Genomic DNA, 24,120 nt, shown 5'->3' with positions numbered 1-24,120 from the left:
AACGAGTGGCGACGTGTGGCAGTGCGGTGGTTGGCTGGCTTCTGTGGTATGTGGATGGCGCTCTCTGTCTGGGCAGCCCAACTCACTGGCGTGGAGCTGGTCGAGGGCGGCGATGGGCAAGCCAGTCTTCTGTTGCGTTTCGATGCCGCTGTGCCTGCGCCTGCCCACTTTCAGATGAGCGGGCCGGCGCGCGCGATCTTCGACTTCGTCGGGGCTAAAAATGGGTTGGGCCGCTCGGAAGAGCGCTTTGCGCGTGCAGGAGTCGATCGGGTCTATCTGGTGGAGTCGGGGCAGCGGCTGCGCGTCGTCTTGGTGCTCGACGAGCCGGTGCCCTATGCGCTTGCGGCTACCCCCGAAGGGTGGCGCATCGACTGGCGCCGCGCGGCGCAACCCGCTTCGGAGCCGGTAGCGAACGCGATTGCGGCAGTCGCGTCCGCGCGAAGCGCAGCGCCACCGGCAGCCGAGGCGGTGTTCGACACCCCTGAAATTCGCGACGTCGATTTCCGCCGCGGCGAACGCGGCGAAGGGCGTGTCGTCGTAACGCTCTCTTCGACGAAGGTCTCCCCCGACCTGATCCGCGCGGGGGACCACCTGGAAGTGCGTTTCCCCGACGTCCGGTTGCCCGATCTTTTGCACCGCCGATCCGACGTCCGCGATTTCGGCACACCGGTGACCGAATTGCGCTTTGCCCAAAAGGGGCGCGATGCAGTGCTTTCGGTTTGGGCGAAAGGGGATTGGCAACCCACCGCGTATCAGGCCGATACCACGTTCGTGTTGGAGGTCGCTGAGCCGCCCAAGGAGGAAGAGAATGCCGTTTCTGATCTCCTCAAACCGAAATACAACGGTGAGCGGTTGACGCTCGACTTCCAGAACGTCGAAGTGCGGGCGTTGTTGCAGGTGCTTGCCGATTTCAGCGGATTCAATATCGTCGCGTCCGACACGGTGCAAGGTACGATCACCTTGCGGCTCAAAGAGGTGCCGTGGGATCAGGCGCTCGATATCATTTTGCAGGCGAAAGGGCTCGACAAACGGCAAAACGGCAACATCATCTGGGTTGCACCCACCCAAGAGATCGCGCAACGTGAACAGGAGCGTTTGGCGGCGGTCAACCAGAAAGTGGAAAAAGGGGTGCTGCGCACCGAATCGTTCCAGATCAATTACCACTCGGCTGCTGAGATCCATCAGATGTTGGTGAGCGGCCGAAGCGGCGGTGGCAGCAACGGCGGAGCCCAGACGCAAGGCTTTCTCTCTGCGCGTGGTTCGGCGACCTTCGACGCGCGCACGAACAAACTCTTCGTCACCGACGTCGAGGATCGCCTGGCCGCGGTGCGTGCGCTCTTGAAAGAGATCGACGTGCCGCCGAAACAGGTGGTGATCGAAGCGCGCATCGTCGAAGCGACCACCAATTTCGGGCGCGAAATCGGCGCGCGTCTGGGGTTTGATGACGCGCGCATCCGGAGCCTGGGCGGTGGGGTGCTCTACACCATCGGCCCGTTCAATTGGCCCAATACCGCAGGCGCCACCGTGACCAACACCAATTACGGTTCGTTCGCGGTTTCGATCTTCAACAAGTCGCTCACGCGCTACCTCAACCTTGAACTCAACCTGGCCGAGGTCTCGGGGAACGGGCGCATCATTTCGAGTCCGAAGATCATGACCGCGAACAACGTCAAGGCGCGGATCAGCGTAGGCGACGAAATTCCGTACGTGACGCCGGGCACCACTACCCAAACGGCGACGGTCTCGTTCAAAGAGGCGGCGCTGATCCTGGAAGTGACGCCGCAATTCACCCCGGATGGGCGGGTACGTATGTCGGTGCTCGTCGAGAAAAACCGTGCCGATTTCACTCGGAGCGTCCAGGGCAACCCGCCGATTTTGAAGAAACAGGTCACAACCGACGTGATCGTCGAAAACGGTGGCACGGTCATCTTGGGTGGGCTTTTCGAGGAGAGCGATCAGCAAAACGAAAACAAAGTCCCCTTTTTGGGAGACCTTCCGATCATGGGTAACCTCTTCAAGAATACCAACCGGACCGCACAGCGCACCGAACTGATGATCTTCCTCACCCCCCGCATCGTCAGCGACGATCTGCGCCTGCGCTAAGGTACACTACGCCCATGTTCCCAGAAAACCGAGGAAGGTGTGGAACCGATCGTATTGGTGGGCATGATGGGCGCCGGGAAGACCACGATCGGCAAGGCGTTGGCAGCCCGCCACGGGTTGTCGTTCGTCGATGCCGACGAAGCATTGGAAGCGCGCACCGGCGTTCCGATCCCGCTCATTTTCGAGTTGGAGGGCGAAGCCGGGTTCCGCGATCGCGAAGCGCGGCTTTTGGATGAGTTGCTGGCCAAAGAGGATCTGGTGATCGCAACGGGGGGCGGCGCGGTGACCCGCGCGGAGAATCGCCTACGGTTCAAGCGCCGCGGCGTGGTCGTCTATCTGGAAGCACCGCTCGAGGTGTTGTGGGAACGCTTGCAATACGACCGCACGCGCCCGCTCCTGCAGGTGCCCGATCCGAAAGCGCGGCTGCAAGCGCTCCTTGCCGAGCGGGACCCCTGGTACCGCGAAGTGGCCGACCTGATCGTTCCCACCCGCGATGGGCGGTTGTCTGCGGTGGTGCAAACGCTCGAAGAAGCGCTGGTCGCTTATGGGGTGCCGTTGCCCGCAACGTCGGCGTGAGGGGCTGCACCAGAAACGGAAGAAAGGAGATGAGCCGTGCGCATCGTCAGCGTCGATTTGGGGGCGCGATCCTATCCCATCTGGATCGATGAGGGGATCTTGTCCCATGCGGAGCTGTTGCTGCCCCACCTGCCCCAACCCAACGGTGTGATCGTCACCAACACCACGGTGGCGCCGCTCTATTTGGAGACCTTTCGCGCTGCGCTCGAACGGCACGGCGTTGCGGTGTCGGCGGTGGTGTTGCCCGATGGCGAGCGCTATAAAAACTGGGAGACGCTCCAGAGGATTTTCGATGCGCTCGTCGACGTCCGCGCGGAGCGAGAAACGACCGTGATCGCGCTGGGGGGCGGCGTGATCGGGGACATGGCCGGTTTTGCTGCGGCGTGCTGGCAACGCGGTGCGCCGTTCCTTCAGGTGCCGACGACGCTCTTGGCGCAAGTCGACTCCTCCGTCGGTGGCAAAACCGCGATCAACCACCCCCGCGGCAAAAACCTGATCGGTGCGTTCTACCAGCCGCGTGCGGTGTTGATCGATACGGCGACTTTGCGCACGCTTCCGGCGCGCGAATTGCGTGCGGGGCTTGCCGAGGTGATCAAATACGGACTGATTCGCGACGCCGCGTTCTTCGAATGGCTGGAACACCGCATCGAGTCGCTCTTGGCGCTCGATGCCGAAAGCATCGCGATCGCGGTCGAGCGCAGCTGCCGGAACAAAGCAGAGGTGGTTGCAGCGGACGAAACGGAACGGGGCGTTCGCGCCACCCTCAACTTGGGTCACACCTTCGGGCACGCGATCGAGACCGCAACCGGTTACACGCAATGGTTGCACGGCGAGGCGGTTGCTGCAGGGATGATGATCGCCGCCGAAGTGTCGCTACGCCTGGGATGGCTCACGGAAAACGACTGTGCGCGGATCGAAGGGCTACTCATCCGTGCTGGCCTTCCGGTACGGGGGCCGGCACTCGATACCGACCAGGTCTGGCAACTGATGACGGGTGACAAGAAGGTTGTCGGCGGCAAAATCCGCTTCGTCCTGCTCAAGGGAATCGGGGAAGCGGTGGTGACCGCCGATGTCCCCAAAACCGTCGTCGATGCGGCTTTGGCCGCGCGGTTGGGCTGAGCGCATCCCGGCAAGAGGGTGCGTCAGACCATATCCCGTTGCTCGGTATTGCACACGGTGCCGTACTGAGGCAAGGTAGTTCGTTTCGTCAAACACTGAGGCACGGCGCCCCGGGCGAATGCTTGTCGCTCGGGGCGCTTTCTTGTAGAATCTTTCTGTCAAGTCCTCTAGTCTTATAAAAGACATAAGACATATTTTGTTTGTGCGAGACCATAGCGAGGTGATCGTCATGTTGGAAGCCTACCGTGCCCATGTGGCCGAGCGTGCGGCGCTCGGCATCCCCCCGTTGCCGCTTTCCAAGGAACAGACCGAAGCGCTCGTGGCGCTCCTGCGTAACCCGCCCGCAGGTGAAGAGGCGTTTCTGCTCGAACTGCTCACCTACCGGGTGCCGCCCGGGGTGGATGACGCCGCGAAGGTGAAAGCCGAATTCTTGACCCACATCGCGCGGGGTGACGAGACCAATCCCCTCATCAGCCGTGAGCGTGCCACAGAACTGCTTGGCACGATGCTGGGGGGCTACAACGTGGCGCCGCTTATCGAGCTCCTGAAAGACCCTGTGGTGGGCCAAATCGCTGCAGAAGGGCTCAAACACACCTTGTTGATGTTCGATTACTTCAACGACGTCAAAGCGCTTGCCGACGCGGGGAACGAGAACGCCAAAGCGGTATTGCAGTCGTGGGCAGAGGGGGAATGGTTCACCAGCCGCGAGCCGGTGCCCGAGCGCATGACGATCACCGTCTTCAAAGTTCCCGGCGAAACCAACACCGACGACCTCTCGCCTGCGCCGGACGCCTGGTCGCGCCCCGACATTCCGTTGCACGCGTTGGCGATGCTCAAAAACCCGCGCCCTGGGATCGAGCCCGATGAGCCCGGTGTTCGCGGGCCGATCAAACGGATCGAATCGCTCAAAGCAAAAGGGCATCCGGTTGCCTATGTCGGCGACGTGGTAGGGACGGGTTCGTCGCGCAAATCGGCCACCAACTCGGTGATTTGGTGGACCGGTAAAGACATTCCCTTTGTTCCCAACAAACGCTACGGCGGCGTGTGCTTGGGCGGCAAGATCGCGCCGATCTTCTTCAACACGCAAGAAGACGCTGGCGCGTTGCCGATCGAGATCGACGTCTCTCAGATGGAGATGGGGGACGAAATCGAGCTCGAGATCAACCACGAAACGGCCGAAGTCAAAGCCTACAAAAACGGGCAACTGATCGCGGAATCGAAACTGAAGAGCCCGGTCTTGCTCGACGAAGTGCGCGCGGGGGGGCGGATCAACCTGATCATTGGCCGGAACCTCACCGCGAAAGCGCGCGAGGCGTTGGGGTTGCCTGCTTCGACCCTCTTCCGGCTGCCGCAGCAACCCAAAGAGAGCGGCAAGGGGTACACGCTGGCGCAGAAGATCGTCGGCCGCGCTTGCGGTTTGCCAGAAGGGAAAGGGGTGCGCCCCGGGACCTACTGCGAACCGCGGATGACCACGGTTGGTTCGCAGGACACCACCGGCCCGATGACCCGCGACGAACTGAAAGACCTGGCTTGCTTGGGCTTTTCGGCCGACTTGGTGATGCAGTCTTTCTGCCATACCGCGGCCTACCCGAAGCCGGTCGACGTCAAGATGCACAAAGAGCTGCCCAAATTCATCACCGAACGGGGCGGGGTCAGTTTGCGTCCCGGTGACGGCGTGATCCACTCGTGGCTCAACCGGATGTTGTTGCCCGATACCGTCGGGACAGGCGGGGACTCGCACACCCGTTTCCCGATCGGGATCTCGTTCCCGGCTGGGTCGGGTCTTGTCGCGTTCGCTGCGGCAACGGGGTCGATGCCGCTCGATATGCCTGAATCGGTGCTGGTGAAATTCAAGGGCGAAATGCAGCCGGGCATCACACTGCGTGACCTGGTAAATGCCATCCCCTACTATGCGATCAAGCAAGGGCTCTTGACGGTCGAGAAGAAAGGGAAGAAAAACATCTTTAACGGCCGAATCTTGGAGATCGAGGGGCTACCGCACCTCAAGGTCGAGCAGGCGTTCGAACTCACCGACGCGTCCGCTGAGCGTTCGGCCGCGGCCTGTACCGTGAAGCTCGACAAAGAGCCGATCATCGAATACCTCAAGAGCAACATCACGCTCTTGAAGTGGATGATCGCCAACGGCTATGAAGACAAGCGAACCTTGGCGCGGCGCATCGAAAAGATGGAAGCGTGGCTCGAAAATCCGGTGTTGTTGGAGCGCGACGAAGACGCCGAATACGCTGCGGTGATCGAGATCGACCTCAACGAAATCACCGAACCGATCGTCGCATGCCCGAACGACCCGGACGACGTCAAGCTCCTCTCCGAAGTAGCTGGCGACAAGATCGACGAGGTCTTCATCGGCTCGTGCATGACCAACATCGGCCATTTCCGCGCCGCGGCGAAAGTGCTCGAGGGGAAAAACGACATCCCCACGCGCCTCTGGATCGCGCCGCCCACGAAGATGGACGAGATGATCCTGCGCGAAGAGGGGGTCTATGGGGTGCTTGGGCGCGTCGGCGCCCGGCTCGAAATGCCCGGCTGCTCGCTCTGCATGGGCAACCAGGCGCAGATCAAGCGCGGCAGCACCGCGATGTCCACGTCCACCCGCAACTTCCCGAACCGTCTGGGGCTCGATACTCGGGTCTATCTCGGGTCTGCGGAGCTCGCGGCGGCATGCGCGCTCTTGGGGCGTATCCCGACGGTCGAAGAGTATATGGCGCTGATGCAACCGGTAAGCGCGCAAGCGCCCAACATCTACCGCTACATGAACTTCGATCAGATTCCGGAATTTGCCGAAGTCGCCAAGCAAGTCGCGGCGTAAGGTTCGGTTCTTCGGGTTCTGATCCCAAGGAAGGGGGCTTTGGCCCCCTTTTTTGTGGAGTCGGCGCCAAGCATCGCATCTGTGCACGATACCGGGTGTTTCGCCTACAATGGACCCGATGGAACAGAGTTCTGAATCTTCCGCGCAATCGGTCCTTGCGTCGCTCTGGGAGCGGATGAACGCGCAGGGCGAATTTCCTGCGCTGGCGCGCAGCGTCGGGTTGGTGGTGCAATTGGCCGAATCGAACGACGCGCGTGTCGATCATCTGGCAAGCGTGATCCTACGCGACGTTTCGCTGGCGTCGCGGATCTTACGTTTGGCAAACAGCGCCACCTACCGCCGCAGCGGCATGCCGGAGATCACGACGGTGTCGCGGGCGCTCGTGCTCCTGGGGTTGGAGACGGTGCGCAACCTGGCGCTCACCTCAGTGGTCTTGCAGCGGCTTGGTAACGCGCAGGGGACGATCGCGGTCGAGTGGGCGCGCGCGTTGGTGAGCGCGCTCTTTGCCGAACAGCTCGCCCCCAGTTTCCGCATCAAAGGAGAACGTGCTTTTTTGTCAACGCTGTTTCGTCATTTGGGCCGCTTACTCATTCATCACTACTTTTCCGAAGAAGCGGCACAGATCCAGGCGCTCGTTGCCGCCGGGATGTCGGAGGCGAAAGCAGAGTACCAGGTGTTGGGGGTGCATTGTGCGACGTTCGGCCTCTTCGTCGCGAAGGCGTGGGGGTTGCCGCTTGCGGTACAGCAGGCGATCGCGCCTACGGTTGGTGCGCCGCCCGTTACCTTGACCCAGGAACAGGATGCCGTGCGCTGGCTCACCGCCGCAGCCGAGGCGGCTGGCGCGCAACTGGCGCAAGGAAAGACGCTCGCGGCGCTGTATGGTGAGCTGACGCACCGCTATCCGTTTCTCAAGTCGATCGATGCGTCACAGTGGCAGGCGAGCACCAAACGGTGCGAAGAGGCGGCCGCCCAATGGTGGCGTGCTCTCGAAGGAGCGGGGGATCCCTTTACGGTATTTGCCGATCCCGGGACGCAGCCGGACCACGGGCGCAAGGCGCCGCACCGTGCACACTCGCCAGAGGCGCCCGCGGATGCATCCGCCGGACCGACAGCGAAAACCGACCACGACAACGATGACTACGCACCCGACCCGCAAACGCCCGTCGATGAAGCACAGGCGATGCGGCGGATCCTGGTCGGAATCGAGGAGTATTCACAATCGCTGCTCGAAGGACAGCCGTGGGCCTCGGTTGCGGTAATGGCGTGCGAAATCGCTTGGCGGGCGCTGCGCTGTGAACGGATTCTTCTCTTTCTCTGCGAAGGCGATCGGCTCGTGCCCGCATTCGGGATCGCACCCGAATGGCGCGACCTGCGTGCGGCGCTTTGGCACATCCCGCTGTCCGGCCCCGGGCACGTGTTTCAGTTGGCGGTGGCGCGGGGGCTCGACATCGAAATCGAGATGCGCAGCGACCCCGCGATTGCCGCGAAGTTTCCCGACGCGATGCGCCGCCTGCCGCGCGGCGAAAGTGTCTTGCTGCTTCCCTTGCGCACGCGCGACGAGACGTTCGGGCTTGCCTATCTCGACAAGCCGCTGCCCCGGCAATTCCAGCTCTCACCCGAACTCAAACGGGTGATTCGACTGTGGCGCAACCAGGTGGCGCTGGGCTGGGCGCAAGCGCGGACGAAAGCGCAAGAAGCGGTTTAGCCGTCGGTTGCTGGGATCAGCAAAATTTCCACCCGCCGGTTCTGCGCCCGCCCTTCCGGCGTGGCGTTCGAGGCGATCGGGCGCGAACTACCGAACCCGACCGCGACGATGCGCCGCGGATCGACACCGCGTTGCATCAGGTAGCTCGCGACTGCCTGCGCGCGGTTTTCCGAGAGCGTCTGGTTGAACGCCGCGCTGCCGGTGGCGTCGGCGTGCCCCTCGATGCGGATGAGGGTGTTGGGGTATTGCTGCACGCTCTGCGCGAGTTGGTCGAGTACCGTGAGGAAACGCGGTTGTAATTGCGCGCTCCCGGTGGCGAAGGTGATCGCCTCCGGCGCTTGCAGCCGGATGGTGTCCCCTTGCCGTTGGATTTCGACGCCGGTATTGGCAAGCTGCTGCCGCAGTTGCGCCTCTTGCTGGTCCATTTGATGGCCGATCGCGCCGCCGACTACGGCACCCACCGCGGCACCGATCAACGCCCCTTTGGTCCGGTCTCCTTTCCCTGCGACGACGTTCCCGAGAACCGCACCGGCAACGGCGCCGGCGGTTGCTCCTTTCGCGGTATTCGCTCGTTCCCCGGTATAGGGGTTGGTCGTGACGCAACCGGCAAGCAACGCTGCCGACGCGAGCACGGCTGCTCCAGCACGCGCGGTACGGGTGGTCAAAAATCGGGTCATCGGTGCACCTCCTTCGGTCCTTTCAGTCATGGGTAGGGGTTGAACCACGGTAGCGGTGACAAAAACGCATCTCTTCCCCGTACGGGAAAAAATCTTCGACAATGCCTGCCCGAATCCGTTCTTGCGCATTTTGCCAGAATTGCGGGGTCAAGAGGTCGCGGTGGTGTTTGAGGAAGATCTGCCGGATCTTCGGGTCCCCCAGCAAGAAGGTCGCGAACTCTTCGGGGAAGACGTCGCGCGGCCCTGCGGAATACCACGGCTCGTCGCTCATCTCCATTTCAGGATAAGGCGCAGGCGGAATCGCGCGGAAGTTCATCTCGGTCATATATTCGATCTCGTCGTAGTCGTAGAAGACGACCCGGCCGTAGCGCGTCACGCCGAAGTTCTTCCACAGCATATCACCGGGGAAGATGTTCGCGATCGCGAGCTCGCGAATCGCATTGCCGTATTCGATGATCGCCGCTTCGGCTTCTTCTGGGGTGGCGGTTTCCAGATAGAGGTTGAGCGGCGTCATGCGGCGTTCGATGTAGAGGTGTTTGATCACCAATTGGTCGTCGATCTCTTCGATCAGACTGGGCGCCTCTTGCCGCAATTCGACGAGCAATTCGGGAGAGAAACGCGCAAGCGGCAGCGCCACTTGGGAAAATTCCAGCGTATCGGCCATTCGGCCGACGCGGTCGACTTGCTTCACCATGTGGTATTTGCGGCGCACGGTGGCGTGGTCGATGTTTTTCGAACTGCCGAAGCGGTCTTTGATCACTTTGAAGACGTACGGGAAAGAGGGTAGGGTGAAGACGAGCATCACCATCCCTTTGATCCCCGGCGCGATGATGAACTGGTCGTTGGAGTGGCGCAGGTGGGCGATGAGATCGCGGAAGAACATCGTTTTGCCCTGCTTGCCCAACCCAAGCATCGTATAGAGTTCGGAGCGCGGTTTGTTGGGCATGATCGAGCGTAAAAATTGCACGTAGCCCGACGGGACTTCCATATCGACCAGGAAGTAGGCACGCGACAGCGAAAAGAGCACGGAGATGCGCCACGCTTCGAAGAGCGCGGTGTCGATGATCAATTTGCCGCTGTCGCCGTGGCGAATCGCCAGACAGAAGGGGATTTCGTCGTGGCCGTTGATCCCTTTGCCGATCACGTACGCCGTTTTGTTGCGGTAAAACGGGGAATAGAGCACCTGAATCTGGGCGTTCACTTCCATTTTCGGCCACCGGCCACCCAGGTGCGTCTCCAGCGCGCGTAGGACAAAGCCGATGTCGCGGTCAAGGTCCTCGAAGGGGCGCTCCCAGTCGAAATCTTCGACGATGCGACGGATCGTTGCCCGTAGCCCCCCCTCTTTCGGGTAATAGCTCGTGTAGACGGGCGGGAACGACTCGATGTATTCGGTCGAGATCGCAGGGCGCGCGAAGATGTATTGGTTGTTGAAGTAGCTTCGGTCCAGGATTTTGGTGGTCACCGAATTGAAAAAGGTCTCTGCGAGCTCAGGCTGTTTGTGGTCGATCAGGTGGTCGATGTAGAAGAGTTTGACCGCACGCCAGGTGGCGTCGTCGAGCGTAGCGATGGGAAACTGCGTTTTGAGCCGTTCGACCGTTTCGGCAACGCGCTGATCGTAGAATTCGACGCGATCGCGCACCAATTCGAGCTGCTTTTGCCAGTCACCCGCTTCAAAGAGCTCTTTGGCCCGGGCGCTTACCGCGCGAAAGATACGGTAGTGCTTGTCGAACCCTTCGATCATCGTTCGTGCCATGCCTTGGGCGATGAGTTCGAGTTCATCGGGCATCGGCCGATCCATCTTCGTCTCCCTTGTCTGGTTGGAGTTTTCGCGAAGTATAGCGCGGCAAAGGCGTTTTGACGGATAATAAGGGTTCCTAACACAGGGAGTGAAAGCACCATGAGCTATCAAAAGATCCAAGTGCCAGAAGGGGGTCAAAAAATCGTAATGGGGCAGCCGATCCCCGACAACCCAATCGTACCCTTCATCGAAGGGGACGGGATTGGGGTCGATATCACGCCCGTGATGCGTGCCGTGGTCGACGCTGCTGTGGAGAAAGCCTACGGCGGGAAGCGTAAGATTCACTGGATGGAAGTCTATGCCGGTGAGAAGGCCACGCGCATCTACGGTCCCGATCAGTGGCTTCCTGAAGAGACCCTGGAGGCGCTCAAGGAATACGCGGTGTCGATCAAAGGGCCGATGACCACTCCGGTTGGTGGCGGAATCCGGTCGCTCAACGTGGCGTTGCGGCAAGAGATGGACCTCTACCAGTGCGTCCGCCCAGTGCGCTATTTCAACGGGGTGCCGTCGCCGCTCAAGCACCCGGAGCTCGTCGATATGGTGATCTTCCGCGAAAACACCGAAGATATCTACGCGGGGATCGAATGGCCAGCGAAGTCGGAAGGGGCGCAGAAGGTCATCAAGTTCCTTCAAGAAGAGATGGGGGTGAAGAAGATCCGCTTTCCCGAGACCTCTGGGATCGGCATCAAGCCGGTCTCGATCGAAGGGACGAGCCGTCTGGTGCGCGCCGCAATCCAATACGCGATCGACAACGACCGCAAATCGGTGACGCTGGTGCACAAGGGCAACATCATGAAGTTTACCGAAGGGCTCTTCCGCGACGTCGGCTATCAGGTGGCGAAGGAAGAGTTCGGCGCGCAACCGATCGACGGGGGGCCCTGGTGCCAATTCACCAACCCGAAGACTGGGCGCGAAATCGTCGTCAAGGATTCGATCGCCGATGCGTTCCTGCAGCAGATCCTTTTGCGCCCTGCCGAATACGACGTGATCGCAACGCTCAACCTCAACGGCGACTACATCTCCGACGCGCTCGCCGCGCAGGTTGGCGGAATCGGGATCGCGCCGGGCGCGAACATCGGTGACCAGTACGCGGTCTTCGAAGCCACCCACGGCACCGCGCCGAAGTATGCCGGGCTCGACAAGGTAAACCCGGGCTCGCTCATCCTCTCTGCCGAGATGATGTTGCGCTTCTTCGGCTGGAAAGAGGCGGCGGACCTCATCATCGCCGCGATGGAGCGCACCATCAACGACAAGATCGTCACTTATGATTTCGCCCGCTTGATGGACGGCGCCACCGAAGTCTCCTGTTCGGGCTTTGGGGCCGCGATGATCGAACGGATGTGATCGACTGACGAAAATTCGCTTGCTGTAAGTTTCGCGTAAGCATTCATCCGTACGCTTTATGCCATCGTCGAGGTCACCCTGGGCGATGGCTTTTTTCGTTAACCACAAAGGAGGTTGAGATGGACAAGTCACCCGACGCCTACTGGAAAGCGACACTGCGCCTCATTGGCACAGTGCTCGTGATCTGGTTTGCGGTCTCCTACCTCGCGGGGATCGTCTTTGCCCCGGCGCTCAATAGCATCCATTTGGGCGGATATCCGTTGGGCTTCTGGTTTGCCCAGCAGGGCTCGATCTATGTCTTCGTCGCGTTGATCTTCTGGTACGCGAAGAAGATGGATGACATCGACCGTGAATTCGATGTCCACGAAGACTGAGGGGAGGAAACAGTATGTCACTGAATGCCTGGATTTGGCTGATCGTCGGGCTCTCGTTCGCGCTCTATATCGGGATTGCGATCTGGGCCCGCGCTGGTAGCACTTCGGAGTTTTACGCAGCAGGGGGTGGGGTTCCGCCGGTGATGAACGGGATGGCGACTGCTGCCGACTGGATGAGTGCCGCATCGTTCATCTCGATGGCCGGTCTCATTTCGAACTTGGGTTACGGCGGTGGCGTCTTCCTGATGGGATGGACGGGGGGTTACGTCCTTCTGGCGATGACGCTCGCACCGTACCTGCGCAAATTCGGTAAATTCACCGTGCCGCAGTTCATCGGGGATCGGTATTACTCCAAAACCGCTGCGGTGGTCGCGGTGCTTTGCCTCTTGATCGCGTCGCTCACCTACATCATCGGGCAGATGACCGGTGTTGGCGTTGCTTTCTCCCGTTTCCTTGGGGTTTCACAGGAGGTGGGGATCTACGTCGGGATGGGTATCGTCTTCCTCTATGCGGTCTTTGGCGGCATGAAGGGGATTACCTACACGCAGGTGGCGCAATACATCGTGCTGATCGTGGCCTATACGATCCCGGCGATCTTCATCTCCGCGATGCTCACCGGCAATCCGATCCCGCAGCTTGGGCTGGGTTCGACCCTGAAGGGGAGTGACGTCTATCTCCTTGAGCGGCTCGATCAGATCGTCACCGAACTGGGCTTTGGGAAATATACGACGACCACGGCGGGGAGTACCCTCAACATGTTCGTCTATACCCTGAGCCTGATGATCGGCACCGCCGGTTTGCCGCACGTGATCATGCGCTTCTTCACCGTGCCGCGCGTCAAAGACGCCCGTTCGTCGGCCGGGTGGGCACTCGTCTTCATCGCGATCCTCTACACCACGGCGCCGGCGGTCGGGGCGATGGCGCGCTACAACCTTTTGGCCACGGTTTATCCCGCTGCGCTCGAGAACAAGCCGATGGTGACCGCTGACCAAGGGATCCGCTACGAAGAGCGCCCCGATTGGATGAAGCGTTGGGAAGTGACTGGCTTGCTGCAGTTCTCCGACAAGAACGGGGACGGCCGCATCCAGTACTACAACGACAAGACCAAAGACGAAGCCGCGAAGCAGAAGTTCGAACAGGCCGGTTGGAAAGGCAACGAATTGACGGTGAACGCCGATATCATCGTGTTGGCGAACCCGGAGATCGCGTTGCTCCCGAACTGGGTGATCGGCTTGATCGCGGCAGGGGGGCTGGCGGCAGCGCTCTCGACCGCCGCGGGGCTCTTGATGGCGATCTCGGCTGCGATTTCGCATGACCTGGTGAAAGGGGTGTTTGCGCCGAACATCAGTGAGAAAAGCGAGCTGATGGCGGGCCGAATTGCGATGGCGATCTCGATCGTCATTGCCGGCTACCTGGGGCTCAACCCGCCGGGATTCGCGGCTGGGACCGTCGCACTGGCGTTCGGTTTGGCCGCCTCTTCGCTCTTCCCGGCGATCATGATGGGGATCTTCTCGAAGAAGATGAACAAAGAGGGGGTGATTGCCGGGATGATCGCCGGTATTGTCGTGACCCTCTTCTACGTCTTCGCACACAAGGGGATCTTCTTCATCAAGGGCACCGAGTATCTCGACCTGATCGGCGGGCCGAACAGCTTCTTCGGGATCACGCCTGAGGCGTTCGGTGCGGTGGGGGCAGCGGTGAACTTCATCGTTGCATTCCTGGTCGACAAATTCACACCGGAACCCCGGCGCACATCCAGGCGTTGGTGGAAAGCGTCCGCGTGCCGCGCGGTGCCAAAGCGGTGGATGGTACCCACGTCCACTGATCAGCCGGTTTGGTCTCTGCCTCGATTGACCCGAGGCAGACAGGCCAGACCACTTGCCGGAACTCCGGTATAATGTGCAGGCCGCCAACTTCGGTTGGCGGCTTGTTTTCTGAGGATACGACCTATGGAAAGCATCCATTTGACCGTCTCACTTGCGATCAATTGGATCCTCTTTTTGGCACTTTTTCCAGTAACCTTCGTCTGGTTACGCCGCGCGTTTCGTATCATCGTCCAGCGCGACTACTCCGAAGTGGCATTGAAAGGGGGAGAGCCGCCGCCCGATCCGGAACGGTGGGCGCCGTACACCGCGGCAATCAATCTCGTTGCCGGTGCGGTCACCGCGTATGTGATCTATGGTGTGATCGTCTTGGCACTACCGTTCGATACCTGGACCGCGATTGCGGGAACGACGATCTGGTTGAAATTGATCCTGGATTTTGCGCTCAGTCGACACGCCCATTGGCGGGCGAAGCAAGCGCTGAAAGCTGAGCGCGCGCAGAACGCGCCCAACGATTGACCAGCACGGCGTAGCCGGTTGCCAATACGGTAAAAAGTACGAGTGAAAAAAACGAGAGATTGAGGAAGCTGAGTGGAATGCCCCAGAGGGTGATCCGGCTCATCGGCTCGGCCCACCAGACGATCGCAAAGTTGTAGAGCAGCCAGACGACAAGTTCGGCCCACGTCAAACGGCGCGTGCGTTGCCAAAACGCTTTGCGGATCGTTTCCGCCCGCGCGTTGCGTTCGTCGTGGGTCAGCATTGGCATCGTGACCGCGCCTCAGCCCGAGAGAAAGCAGCCAAAAGAAAAGGGCGCTTGGTTGCGCCCCTTTCGCGGCTACGGCATGGCTTCGTAGAGCGGCAACGTCAGGAATTCGGGGAATTCCGGATCCAATGCGATCTTCTCGAAGATTTGCGCCGCTTGTTCATACGTTTCCAGCGGTTCGCCTTGGGCGGCGACCACCGCTTTCACCTTGTCGAGCTCTTCCGGGATCAGGGAGCGGACGAGCTCTGCGGTGACCTTGCGTCCGTCGGTCAAGATCCCTTTCGGGCTATAGACCCATTGCCACACTTGCGAGCGCGCGATCTCTGCGGTTGCGGCATCTTCCATCAGGTTGTGGATCGCCACCGCACCGTTGCCGTTGAGCCATGCGCCCAGGTAGTGGATCGCCACGTTGATGTTGTTGCGCAGCCCCGCTTCGGTGATCGGCTGTTCCGGACGGAAATCGAGTAGCTCCTTCGCCGTGAAGGTTTCCGTACGCTGTTTTTCCCACTGGTTGGGTTTGTCGCCGAGCACCGCGACGAACTCTTCCATCGCGATCGGCACCAAACCGGGGTGGGCGACCCAGCCGCCGTCGAAGCCGTCGTTCGCGTCGCGCCGCTTGTCTTTGCGCACACCTTCGAGCGCACGCGCGTTCGCTTCCGGGTCGTTTTTGATCGGGATCAGCGCGCTCATGCCGCCGATCGCCGGGGCGCCGCGCTTATGGCACGCTTTGACGACCGAAAGGGCGTAGGCACGCATGAAGGGAACTTCCATGGTGATCAAATTGCGGTCGGCCAGGCAGAAGTCTTTGTTTTTCTTGAACTTTTTGATGCAGGAGAAGATGTAGTCCCAGCGCCCTGCGTTGAGACCTGCCGAGTGGTCACGCAGTTCATAGAGGATTTCTTCCATCTCGAACGCGGCCAGGATCGTTTCGATGAGAACAGTCGCTTTGATCGTGCCCCGCGGCAGTCCCAATTCGTCTTCGGCGAAATGGAAGACGTCGTTCCACAACCGCGCTTCGAGATGGTTTTCGAGCTTCGGCAGGTAGTAGAAGGGGCCGGCGCCGCGCGCGATCTGCTCTTTGGCGTTGTGGAAAAAGGCCAAGCCGAAATCGAAAAGCCCACCAGAGACGCGTTGCCCGTCGACAAGAACGTGTTTTTCGTCCAGGTGCCAGCCGCGCGGACGGATTTGCAGCACCGCGATTTTCTCATTCAGTTTGTATTCCTTGCCGTTTTCGGCAACGAAATCGATCTGACGGCGAATCGCGTCATAGACGTTGATCTGCCCTTGGATCTGGTTGAACCAGTTGGGACTGTTCGCGTCTTCGAAGTCGGTCATGTAGCTGTCCGCGCCGGAGTTGAACGCGTTGATCACCATCTTGCGATCCGACGCAGGGCCTGTGATTTCGACGCGGCGGCATTCCAACGCTTTGGGCACCGGTGCGATCTTCCAGTCGCCTTCGCGAATGTGCGCCGTTTCGGGAAGGAAATTGGGCATTTCCCCTGCGTCGATGCGCGCTTGCCGTTCGACGCGCGCGCGCAGGAGTTCTTGCCGCCGTGGTTCGAATTTCCGGTGCAGTTTGGCTACGAATGACAGCGCCTCTGGTGTCAGAATCTCGTCGAAGCGTGGGTGCATCGGGGCGTTGATCGTCACGCCGTCAGGTAGTGCAGACATCGTTTTTGTCTCCCTAAGTCACAATGAACGGATTTTTCCGCAACGAGTTGCGTTACGGGGCTCCATAGACGGAAACGAAATAATAGCAGGTGAGCGCGGTTCCGACGAAGAGGACGAAGGTGCGAAGCCACTTCGCGGGTAAGCGTCGCGCGACGCGACCAGCGAGATATCCCCCGACGCTGGCGCTCATCGCGGTGACCACGAGGTGGGGCCAGCTCACCGCACCGCCGATAACGAAGGTCGCCGCTGCTACCGTATAGATCGCCGCTGAGAGCAGGTTTTTGAGGGCCTGGATTTCATGGATGTCTTCGATGCGTTGCAGCGCAATCGCCGCGATCATCACAATTCCCATCCCTGCACCAAAGAAACCGCCGTAGATCGCGACGAAGAACTGGAACAGACGCGCACCCGGGTGGGCAATGCTGCTGCCGGGGGGCGCTATGACGGTATCGTTTCGTTTCTCGGCCAGGGGTTGGGGCGAAATGGCTGATGCAGCGGTTTGCCGCTGCTTCGTAAGCCAGCGGTTGATGCGTGGTGCCGCGGCAAAAAGCAGTGTTGCAATGAGCAAAAGCCAAGGAATGAGCGTTGCGAAGGTTCGGTTGGGGGTGAAAAGCAAAAGCACAGCACCCAGCGCGCCTCCGATCAACGCAATCACGACCATTACGACAAGGTGGTGGGCATAGCGGCGCAATTCGTGCCGGTACGCCCAGGCGGTGAAGAGGCTCGCTGGCCAGAGCGCCACCGAATTGGTGGCATTGGCGACAACCGGGGGCAAACCGGCTGCGAGCAGTGCCGGAAAGGAGAAGAAGGTGCCGCCGCCAGCGAGCGCATTCATCGCCCCCGCGGCGGCACCGCCCAGAATCACACCGAACCACGCGGTGAATGGGGTGTCGAGAAATTCCATGAGGCGCGTACGCGCGTCAGACCGCTGCGCCCAGGAGGTAGTCCCTCATTTTGAGATCTTCCTGGATCACATGGTGGATCAACCAGTCGCGCAACAGTTGTAACAGCGCTTCTTTATTTTCCTTGGGTAGACTATCGGCTGAGGTTTGTTGGGAGTGGGCCAGCAGGATCTTTTCGGTCAGGTCGTTGAGGCGCCGGACGAGCGTTTCGTGGGCTTGCGCGTGCTTGTGAAAGTGGGGGTAGTCAATTTTTCGCATGACCGACTCTTCACGCGCAAAGTGATCACGCGTGTAGTCGTGAAGCGCGTCGAGCGCAAGCGTAAGCACCCCCATCGAGGCATGCGTGACAAAGAGGGATTGCACCTCGTTGATGAGTTCGATCAACCGCTTGTGGTCTTTGTCGATCTTTTCATGACCCACCGCGAGTTGCGGACGCCACTCTAAGGGCGTAAAACCGGATTTGTCGTTGGCCATGGAACGCGCACGGTAGCAAAGATGGATATACAGAGATTATACTGATCACTGCGCGTTGTCAGCAGGTCGTTTGCGATGCCTCCACCTTGTCCCTTGTGTGCGTCAGAAGTGTTGCCCATCGTTTGGCAAAACCGAATGTGTCGCGTCGTATGGGTGCAAGATCCCGAGTATCCGGGATATCTCCGTGTGATCTGGCAGCGGCACGTCGAGGAGATGACCGATCTTTCCTGGGCTGAGGCGAACCATCTGTGGCGGATTTTATGGGGCGTCGAGCGTGCCCTCCGCGCGGAGGCGCAACCCGACAAGGTCAATCTGGCTGCGTTCGGGAACGTGGTGCCGCACCTGCATTGGCATGTGATCCCTCGCTACCGAGACGATCCCCATTTTCCTGAGCCCTACTGGGGTCGACGCGTCCGCAATCGCCCGTCCGTTCGGGCCGTTGCGACATGCGAAACGATGCGTGCCGCGCTGACTGCCGAATTGGGGCGCGGCGAAGATGTCGCGTTGGTGTGAGGTTTTACGGTACAATTGCGCCCGATCGGAGGCGTGGCCGAGTGGTTTAAGGCAGCGGTCTTGAAAACCGCCAGGGGTTTGCGCCCCTCGTGAGTTCGAATCTCACCGCCTCCGCCATCCCTTGCATACCGACGATCTGTTTTCGTGCCAAGGAACGCTGAAGGGGTTCAAAACTTCTCCGGTCGTAACACGCCCACTTCGAACGTATAAGCCACCACGGCATAATGGCGGAAGTAGTGGGTCAGGACGTGATCGAGAATCGCGTCGGCAACTTCCGGCGAACAGAGTACCTCGATGCGGACCGTTTTCGCGGCTTCCCATTCACCGCTGCGGGAACCGCGGGAGCCCTGACCGCGGACTTCGCAGACGCTGTAACCATGGGCACCCAGGCGCATCACGTCGGTAGTGAGCAGCCCTTCGATCGCTTCTTCGGCAATGATCACGACGAGTTGTCGGGTAGCGCGCGTTTTCATCTCGTTATCCAATGATCTGTTGGGATACGAAATAATACAGCGGGATGCCAACCAGAATGTTGAAGGGGAAGGTGACCACGAGCGATGCGCCGATCGAGAGCGCCGGGTTGGCTTCGGGCACGGCGATGCGCATCGCTGCGGGGGCCGCGATGTAGGAGGCGCTCGCGGCGAGCGTTGCCAACAGCATCGCGCCGCCTGCGGAAAGGCCGGCGATTGCCGCGGCGATGAATCCTAGGGTAGCAGAGATGAGCGGCATCACGACACCGAAAACCGTCAGAAATACCCCGGCACGCTTCAGCGCGTCGATCTGCCCGGCCGCGACGAGCCCCATTTCCAAGAGAAAGAGCGATAGCGCTCCTTTGAAGCCGACGAAATAGAACGGTTCGAGCGGGGCGATCTTTTCGGGGCCGGCGAGCCAACCCACGACGAGTCCCCCTGCCAAGAGCACGATACTTTTCCCTAAAAGGACCTCGTGCGCGAGTGGTCCCCAGCGGACGGTTTGGAGGTTACCCATCCGCGCCAGAAGAATCCCGACGATGATCCCGGGGATCTCAAGAAGGACGAGGAAAAGCGGCGCGTACGCTTCGAATGGGACGTTTTTGGCGCGGAGAAAGTCGAGCGCGACCGCAAACGTCACCGCGCTCACCGAACCGTAATGACCGGCGATCGACGCGGCGTCGGGCCGCGGCAGTCGACCCAAACGGGTGAGGATGGGAAACGCAACGAGCGGGATGAGCACGCCCAAGAGGATCGTTACCCCTGCTTTGGGTGCGACTTCGAAGAAAGGCTCTTTGGCAAGTTCCACACCGCCTTTGAGACCGATCGCCAGGAGCAGATAGATCGAAAGGGCTTCGTAGAGTTGTCCGGGGATTTTGAGGTCAGAACGCGCGAGTCGCGCCAGAAAACCCAGTACGAAGAAGAGCGGAACCGGATCGAATGCCATGATTGCTTCCGACGAAATGATCGTAATTCATAATTATAACGCCGTGCGCGCCGCATAGCTGTCACGCGAGTGCGCAATGCGCACCCCTACGGCGCGGGCGTTTGGGTAAAAATCTGGTTTGGCAAGCGTCACCTCGACCCAATCGATTTTCGGATCGTGGCGAAAGAGGTGGTCGACGAGTTCGGTGGCGAGCGTTTCCAGGAGGTCGACATGGGGCGCCGACTGCCAAGCGCTGACCCGGTCGACGGCGAGCGAATAGTCGATGCACGCGCTGAGGTCATGCGGACGGATCGGCAGCGCGCCGCGTGCGCGAACGGAGACGAGTAAGCGTTGCGGGGCCAGCCGTTCGTGCGGGCAGAGCCCCACCGGGACGACCACTTCCATCTCGTCGATGAACACTTCGTACATAGGCATTCGTCTTCAGGCGTATCGGCGCGATTGTAGCGGCATTGTTTGAGAAGGCAAAAAACGGGGCGGCGCAAATCGAGCGAGCCGCGGTCGGCAGAAATCGAAGCGGTCGATATGGGCTTTGTTGTGCGAAAATCCTAGGGTCACGGTGAGGGCGAGGGAAGATGACACCGCACACAGTCGATATCGTCGTTCTGGCTGCGGGAAAAGGGACGCGGATGCGTTCGGCGCGGCCAAAGGTGTTGCAGCCGCTTGCGGGGCGGCCACTCCTTTTTCACGTGCTCGATACCGCAGAAGCGCTCGCTCCCGCGCAAGGCGTGGTGGTGGTCGGTCATGAAGCGGCGCAGGTAACCGCTGCGCTCGCGGCGTGGTATTCGCGCCAGAGGGTGTCTGCAAGCAGTGGGAACGGGCCGACTGCGCCACAGAAGGCGCCCGAGCAAACCGGTTCAGACATCTGGCGCACGGTGGCGCAGACGCCGCAGCTTGGCACCGGTCATGCGCTGCAGGTAGCGCTACCGGCGCTCGCCGATTCGCCAGCACGATGGACTCTGGTCCTCTATGGTGACGTTCCGCTCATTCGGCCGTCGACGCTCGTGCGGCTCGTCGCCGCGGCAACCGCGTGCGACGGGGTCGCGCTGCTTACGGTGACCCTCGAAAATCCGAGCGGGTACGGGCGAATCGTGCGCGATGGCGCAGGTGGTGTTGCCGCAATCGTCGAAGAGAAAGATGCGGATGCAGCCACACGTGCGATTCGTGAAGTCAATACCGGTGTGATGGTCTTGCCGAAAGCCCGCTTGGCGGCGTGGCTTGCTGCGCTCACCCCCAACAATGCGCAAGGGGAGTATTACCTCACCGACGTGGTCGCACGTGCCGTGGCCGAGGGGGTTGCTGTGGTTGCGGTGCAGCCGGAGACGGTAGAAGAGACCCTCGGGGTCAATGACAAGCGGCAGCTTGCCGAGTTGGAACGGATTTTTCAACGGCAGACGGCGGAACGGCTCTTGGCCTCGGGCGTAACCTTGCTCGACCCGGCGCGGTTCGACTTGCGCGGGGAGCTTACCTGCGGGCGCGACGTGACGATCGACGTCGGTTGCCTCTTCCTGGGCGAGGTGGTATTGCACGACGACGTGGTGGTCGGCGCGCACTCTGTGCTGCAGGACTGTGTCGTTGGGCCAGGGACGCGCATCGAGCCCTTTTCGCATATCGTCGGTGCGCGGATCGGCGCGAACGCGGTGATCGGCCCCTACGCCCGCATACGGCCCAAGACGGTGCTCGCCGACGGGGTGCACATCGGCAACTTCGTCGAAGTGAAGAACAGCGAAATCGGGGAAGGAAGCAAAGCCAACCACCTGAGTTATCTGGGCGACGCGACGGTGGGATCTCGGGTCAATATCGGAGCGGGAACGATCACCTGCAACTACGACGGAGCGAACAAATACCGGACGGTGATCGAGGACGACGCGTTCATCGGCAGCGATACGCAACTGGTTGCGCCGGTGCGGGTCGGGCGCGGCGCAACGTTGGGAGCGGGCACGACGCTTACCAAAGACGCGCCGCCAGAGGCGCTGACGCTTTCGCGAGCACCGCAGCGCTCGATCACGGGCTGGAAGCGCCCCCAGAAGAAACGATGAGCGGTTGGCGTGCGCATGCAGGGTTGGGGGCAGGTAGGGTGGTGAAGCGCGGCCAACGGTAACGAACGACGAACTGAAGAGGGCAGAGCACGATGTGTGGGATCGTCGCGGCGGTAGCCGCTAATGGAAGCATGGTCGATTTCTTGCTCGACGGGTTGGCGCGACTCGAATATCGCGGGTACGACTCTGCAGGCATTGCGGTGGTCGATGACGCTGGGGTGCTGCAGCGCGCGCGGGGAACGGGCCGGGTTGCGGCGTTGGCAGAGGCGGTGCGTCGCCAGGGGCTCAGCGGGCGGGTGGGCATCGCCCATACCCGTTGGGCAACCCACGGGGCACCGACCGAAGCGAACGCGCACCCCCATGTGGTGGGTAGCGTTGCGCTCGTCCATAACGGGATCATCGAAAACGCCAACGCGTTGCGCGCCGAATTGTCTGCGCACGGGGCGGTTTTCGCGTCCGAGACCGATACCGAGGTGATCGTCCATCTGGTGGCGCAGGCACGTGCCGCAGGGGCATCGCTCCTTGCCGCGGTGCAGCAGGCCGTGGCGCGCCTTCAAGGGGCTTTTGCGATCGCGGTGCTCGACGCGAACGACCCACAGCGGTTGGTCGTGGCGCGTCGCGGTTCCCCGTTGGTGTTGGGCGTGGGCGAAGGGGCGAACTTCGCGGCGTCCGACGTCTCGGCGTTGGTTTCCCACACACGCCAGGTGATCTGGCTGGAAGAGGGGGACGTGGCCGAATTGACCCCCGCATCGGTGACGGTCGTTGCGGCCGACGGGTCGCCCGTGACGCGTCCCATCCGCACCACGGCGCTCACCGCAGACGCGGTGGCGTTGGGGGGGTACCGCCACTACATGCAGAAGGAGATCTTCGAGCAGCCGCAGGCGATCGCCAATACCGTCGGCGCGATCGGCGGTGGCGTCGCGTTGGGGTCCGCGCTCTTTGGGGCGGCCGAGCAGTGGCTAGACCAGATCGACCGGGTGCTGATTTTGGCGTGCGGCACCAGCTACCATGCCGGAATGGTCGCACGCTACTGGCTCGAAGCGGTGGCGGGGATTCCGACGGTGGTCGAAATCGCGAGCGAATACCGCTACCGCGACAGCGTTCCGCATCCAGCAACGCTTGTGGTGGCGATTTCGCAATCGGGCGAAACCGCCGATACCCTCGCGGCGCTCGAACATGCCCATCAACTGGGGATGACGAAGAGCCTGGCGATCTGTAACGTACCAGAGTCGGCTTTGACCCGCACGGCGGCGGCAACCTTTCTCACCCATGCCGGACCGGAGATCGGAGTCGCGTCGACGAAAGCCTTCACGACCCAATTGGTGGCGCTGGCGCTGCTCACCTTGACGTTGGCGAAGCTGCGCGGCCGGCTCACCCCCGAAGCGGAAGCAGCGGAATTGACGCGGTTACGCCATTTGCCGGTGGCGCTACAGGCGGTGTTGGCGAAGGAAGCGGAGATCGCTGCGTGGGCGCCCCATTTCGCCGACAAAGCGCACGCGCTCTTTTTGGGGCGCGGGGTCCATTGGCCGATCGCGATGGAAGGGGCGTTGAAACTGAAAGAGATCAGCTACATCCATGCGGAGGCCTATCCCGCGGGCGAACTGAAGCATGGGCCGCTTGCGCTCGTCGATGCCCTGATGCCGGTGGTTGCGGTGGCGCCGAACGATCAGTTGCTCGACAAGCTCATGTCCAACCTGGAAGAGGTGCGCGCCCGCGGCGGCGAACTCTACGTCTTCGCCGATCAGGGGGTGAGCATACCGCAGGTGCCGCACCTGCACGCGATCCAGTTGCCGGAACACTACGGGCTCTTTTCTCCGATCGTCCATGTAGTGCCGCTACAACTCCTGGCATATCACGTGGCGCTCGTGCGGGGAACCGATGTCGACAAGCCTCGGAACCTGGCAAAGAGTGTGACGGTGGAGTGACGCGCGTCCCCCGCCTTGCGTTTTCACCCGGTGCGGGGTGTTCCGCCCCGCCTGAAAAACGGAAGCGGGTGGAT

At 61.1% G+C, this 24,120-nt stretch carries 20 protein-coding genes, 1 tRNA gene and 1 pseudogene; 13 read left to right on the top strand and 9 right to left on the bottom strand.

From position 1 onward, the window contains the following. The first annotated feature begins 15 nt into the window (after positions 1-15). From pilQ to HPTL_RS08835, 5 genes are all read left to right on the top strand, one after another. A complete protein-coding gene (gene pilQ, locus HPTL_RS08855) occupies positions 16-2,103 on the top strand; it encodes a type IV pilus secretin PilQ (protein ID WP_119335652.1) in 2,088 nt (695 codons plus the stop codon). A gap of 39 nt (positions 2,104-2,142) precedes the next feature. After that, complete coding sequence (locus tag HPTL_RS11565) at positions 2,143-2,679, top strand: shikimate kinase (protein ID WP_119335651.1); 537 nt, start codon at positions 2,143-2,145, stop codon at positions 2,677-2,679. A gap of 36 nt (positions 2,680-2,715) precedes the next feature. Then, complete coding sequence (gene aroB / locus HPTL_RS08845) at positions 2,716-3,798, top strand: 3-dehydroquinate synthase (protein ID WP_119335650.1); 1,083 nt, start codon at positions 2,716-2,718, stop codon at positions 3,796-3,798. A gap of 229 nt (positions 3,799-4,027) precedes the next feature. Further along, complete coding sequence (gene acnB, locus HPTL_RS08840; protein ID WP_119335649.1) at positions 4,028-6,625, top strand: bifunctional aconitate hydratase 2/2-methylisocitrate dehydratase; 2,598 nt, start codon at positions 4,028-4,030, stop codon at positions 6,623-6,625. Positions 6,626-6,743: 118 nt separating this feature from the next. Beyond that, a complete protein-coding gene (locus HPTL_RS08835; protein ID WP_170141321.1) occupies positions 6,744-8,330 on the top strand; it encodes an HDOD domain-containing protein in 1,587 nt (528 codons plus the stop codon). Here the strand turns inward: HPTL_RS08835 and HPTL_RS08830 are convergent. Continuing rightward, positions 8,327-9,007: an OmpA family protein gene (locus tag HPTL_RS08830; RefSeq protein ID WP_119335647.1), complete on the bottom strand. Its 681-nt coding sequence runs from the start codon at positions 9,005-9,007 to the stop codon at positions 8,327-8,329. The two genes, HPTL_RS08835 and HPTL_RS08830, sit on opposite strands and share 4 nt — an antisense overlap. 22 nt (positions 9,008-9,029) lie before the next feature. After that, positions 9,030-10,805: a bifunctional isocitrate dehydrogenase kinase/phosphatase gene (gene aceK / locus HPTL_RS08825; protein ID WP_119335646.1), complete on the bottom strand. Its 1,776-nt coding sequence runs from the start codon at positions 10,803-10,805 to the stop codon at positions 9,030-9,032. Positions 10,806-10,904: 99 nt separating this feature from the next. On the opposite strand from aceK, the gene icd reads away from it, so the two are divergent. The 4 genes and pseudogenes from icd (at position 10,905) to HPTL_RS08805 (ending at position 14,865) form a co-directional block, all read left to right on the top strand. Next, positions 10,905-12,149, top strand: coding sequence for an NADP-dependent isocitrate dehydrogenase (icd, locus tag HPTL_RS08820; RefSeq protein ID WP_119335645.1), 1,245 nt, complete (start codon positions 10,905-10,907; stop codon positions 12,147-12,149). Between the two features lie 119 nt (positions 12,150-12,268). Beyond that, the gene (locus tag HPTL_RS08815; protein WP_119335644.1) at positions 12,269-12,523 is read left to right on the top strand and encodes a DUF4212 domain-containing protein; all 255 of its coding nucleotides are present in this window, start codon (positions 12,269-12,271) and stop codon (positions 12,521-12,523) included. Positions 12,524-12,537: 14 nt separating this feature from the next. Beyond that, positions 12,538-14,348, top strand: a pseudogene (locus HPTL_RS08810) (sodium:solute symporter family protein). Between the two features lie 124 nt (positions 14,349-14,472). After that, positions 14,473-14,865, top strand: a complete 393-nt coding sequence (locus HPTL_RS08805; protein ID WP_197713662.1) for a hypothetical protein — start codon at positions 14,473-14,475, stop codon at positions 14,863-14,865. Here HPTL_RS08805 and HPTL_RS08800 read toward each other — a convergent pair. The 4 genes from HPTL_RS08800 to HPTL_RS08785 all read right to left on the bottom strand — a co-directional run bounded on the left by HPTL_RS08800 (position 14,792) and on the right by HPTL_RS08785 (position 18,156). Continuing rightward, positions 14,792-15,112 carry a DUF4212 domain-containing protein gene (locus HPTL_RS08800; protein ID WP_119335643.1) on the bottom strand — a complete coding sequence of 107 codons (321 nt, stop codon included), beginning with the start codon at positions 15,110-15,112 and terminating at the stop codon, positions 14,792-14,794. The genes HPTL_RS08805 and HPTL_RS08800 overlap by 74 nt on opposite strands. Positions 15,113-15,181: 69 nt before the next feature. Further along, positions 15,182-16,780: a malate synthase A gene (gene aceB / locus HPTL_RS08795; protein WP_119335642.1), complete on the bottom strand. Its 1,599-nt coding sequence runs from the start codon at positions 16,778-16,780 to the stop codon at positions 15,182-15,184. A gap of 52 nt (positions 16,781-16,832) precedes the next feature. Further along, complete coding sequence (locus tag HPTL_RS08790) at positions 16,833-17,684, bottom strand: sulfite exporter TauE/SafE family protein (protein WP_119335641.1); 852 nt, start codon at positions 17,682-17,684, stop codon at positions 16,833-16,835. 16 nt (positions 17,685-17,700) lie between these two features. After that, positions 17,701-18,156 (bottom strand): bacteriohemerythrin, encoded by a 456-nt coding sequence (locus tag HPTL_RS08785; protein WP_119335640.1) that lies wholly within the window; start codon positions 18,154-18,156, stop codon positions 17,701-17,703. A 75-nt stretch (positions 18,157-18,231) separates the two neighbouring features. Here HPTL_RS08785 and HPTL_RS08780 point away from each other — a divergent pair, with 75 nt between their 5' ends. Both HPTL_RS08780 and HPTL_RS08775 read left to right on the top strand, forming a co-directional pair. Then, positions 18,232-18,669 carry an HIT family protein gene (locus tag HPTL_RS08780; protein ID WP_119335639.1) on the top strand — a complete coding sequence of 146 codons (438 nt, stop codon included), beginning with the start codon at positions 18,232-18,234 and terminating at the stop codon, positions 18,667-18,669. 27 nt (positions 18,670-18,696) lie between these two features. Further along, a tRNA-Ser gene (locus HPTL_RS08775) sits at positions 18,697-18,786 on the top strand. Positions 18,787-18,836: 50 nt separating this feature from the next. On the opposite strand, the gene HPTL_RS08770 is transcribed toward HPTL_RS08775, so the two are convergent. The 3 genes from HPTL_RS08770 to HPTL_RS08760 are packed head-to-tail and all read right to left on the bottom strand — an operon-like array spanning position 18,837 to position 20,493. Then, complete coding sequence (locus HPTL_RS08770) at positions 18,837-19,142, bottom strand: P-II family nitrogen regulator (RefSeq protein WP_055424392.1); 306 nt, start codon at positions 19,140-19,142, stop codon at positions 18,837-18,839. 4 nt (positions 19,143-19,146) lie between these two features. Then, positions 19,147-20,085, bottom strand: coding sequence for a sodium-dependent bicarbonate transport family permease (locus HPTL_RS08765; protein WP_055424391.1), 939 nt, complete (start codon positions 20,083-20,085; stop codon positions 19,147-19,149). 33 nt (positions 20,086-20,118) lie between these two features. Further along, positions 20,119-20,493 (bottom strand): dihydroneopterin aldolase, encoded by a 375-nt coding sequence (locus HPTL_RS08760; RefSeq protein WP_170141320.1) that lies wholly within the window; start codon positions 20,491-20,493, stop codon positions 20,119-20,121. A 164-nt stretch (positions 20,494-20,657) separates the two neighbouring features. Here HPTL_RS08760 and glmU point away from each other — a divergent pair, with 164 nt between their 5' ends. Then, the gene (glmU, locus tag HPTL_RS08755) at positions 20,658-22,121 is read left to right on the top strand and encodes a bifunctional UDP-N-acetylglucosamine diphosphorylase/glucosamine-1-phosphate N-acetyltransferase GlmU (protein WP_119335637.1); all 1,464 of its coding nucleotides are present in this window, start codon (positions 20,658-20,660) and stop codon (positions 22,119-22,121) included. A gap of 92 nt (positions 22,122-22,213) precedes the next feature. Beyond that, positions 22,214-24,046, top strand: a complete 1,833-nt coding sequence (glmS, locus tag HPTL_RS08750; protein ID WP_119335636.1) for a glutamine--fructose-6-phosphate transaminase (isomerizing) — start codon at positions 22,214-22,216, stop codon at positions 24,044-24,046. The last annotated feature ends 74 nt before the right edge of the window (positions 24,047-24,120 follow it).

The sequence above is a fragment of the Hydrogenophilus thermoluteolus genome, assembly GCF_003574215.1.
Lineage (GTDB): Bacteria > Pseudomonadota > Gammaproteobacteria > Burkholderiales > Rhodocyclaceae > Hydrogenophilus > Hydrogenophilus thermoluteolus.
The sequence above is the reverse complement of the archived record's forward strand: the minus strand, read 5'-3'. Positions and strand labels throughout refer to the sequence as shown.

Excerpts from the sequence above, each read along its gene's own strand:
- acnB (WP_119335649.1), top strand. The coding sequence starts at position 4,028 with ATGTTGGAAGCCTACCGTGCCCATGTGGCCGAGCGTGCGGCGCTCGGC.
- HPTL_RS08835 (WP_170141321.1), top strand. The coding sequence starts at position 6,744 with ATGGAACAGAGTTCTGAATCTTCCGCGCAATCGGTCCTTGCGTCGCTC.
- HPTL_RS08830 (WP_119335647.1), bottom strand. The coding sequence starts at position 9,007 with ATGACCCGATTTTTGACCACCCGTACCGCGCGTGCTGGAGCAGCCGTG.
- aceK (WP_119335646.1), bottom strand. The coding sequence starts at position 10,805 with ATGGATCGGCCGATGCCCGATGAACTCGAACTCATCGCCCAAGGCATG.
- icd (WP_119335645.1), top strand. The coding sequence starts at position 10,905 with ATGAGCTATCAAAAGATCCAAGTGCCAGAAGGGGGTCAAAAAATCGTA.
- HPTL_RS08815 (WP_119335644.1), top strand. The coding sequence starts at position 12,269 with ATGGACAAGTCACCCGACGCCTACTGGAAAGCGACACTGCGCCTCATT.
- HPTL_RS08805 (WP_197713662.1), top strand. The coding sequence starts at position 14,473 with ATGGAAAGCATCCATTTGACCGTCTCACTTGCGATCAATTGGATCCTC.
- HPTL_RS08800 (WP_119335643.1), bottom strand. The coding sequence starts at position 15,112 with ATGCCAATGCTGACCCACGACGAACGCAACGCGCGGGCGGAAACGATC.
- aceB (WP_119335642.1), bottom strand. The coding sequence starts at position 16,780 with ATGTCTGCACTACCTGACGGCGTGACGATCAACGCCCCGATGCACCCA.
- HPTL_RS08790 (WP_119335641.1), bottom strand. The coding sequence starts at position 17,684 with ATGGAATTTCTCGACACCCCATTCACCGCGTGGTTCGGTGTGATTCTG.
- HPTL_RS08785 (WP_119335640.1), bottom strand. The coding sequence starts at position 18,156 with ATGGCCAACGACAAATCCGGTTTTACGCCCTTAGAGTGGCGTCCGCAA.
- HPTL_RS08780 (WP_119335639.1), top strand. The coding sequence starts at position 18,232 with ATGCCTCCACCTTGTCCCTTGTGTGCGTCAGAAGTGTTGCCCATCGTT.
- HPTL_RS08770 (WP_055424392.1), bottom strand. The coding sequence starts at position 19,142 with ATGAAAACGCGCGCTACCCGACAACTCGTCGTGATCATTGCCGAAGAA.
- HPTL_RS08765 (WP_055424391.1), bottom strand. The coding sequence starts at position 20,085 with ATGGCATTCGATCCGGTTCCGCTCTTCTTCGTACTGGGTTTTCTGGCG.
- HPTL_RS08760 (WP_170141320.1), bottom strand. The coding sequence starts at position 20,493 with ATGTACGAAGTGTTCATCGACGAGATGGAAGTGGTCGTCCCGGTGGGG.
- glmU (WP_119335637.1), top strand. The coding sequence starts at position 20,658 with ATGACACCGCACACAGTCGATATCGTCGTTCTGGCTGCGGGAAAAGGG.
- glmS (WP_119335636.1), top strand. The coding sequence starts at position 22,214 with ATGTGTGGGATCGTCGCGGCGGTAGCCGCTAATGGAAGCATGGTCGAT.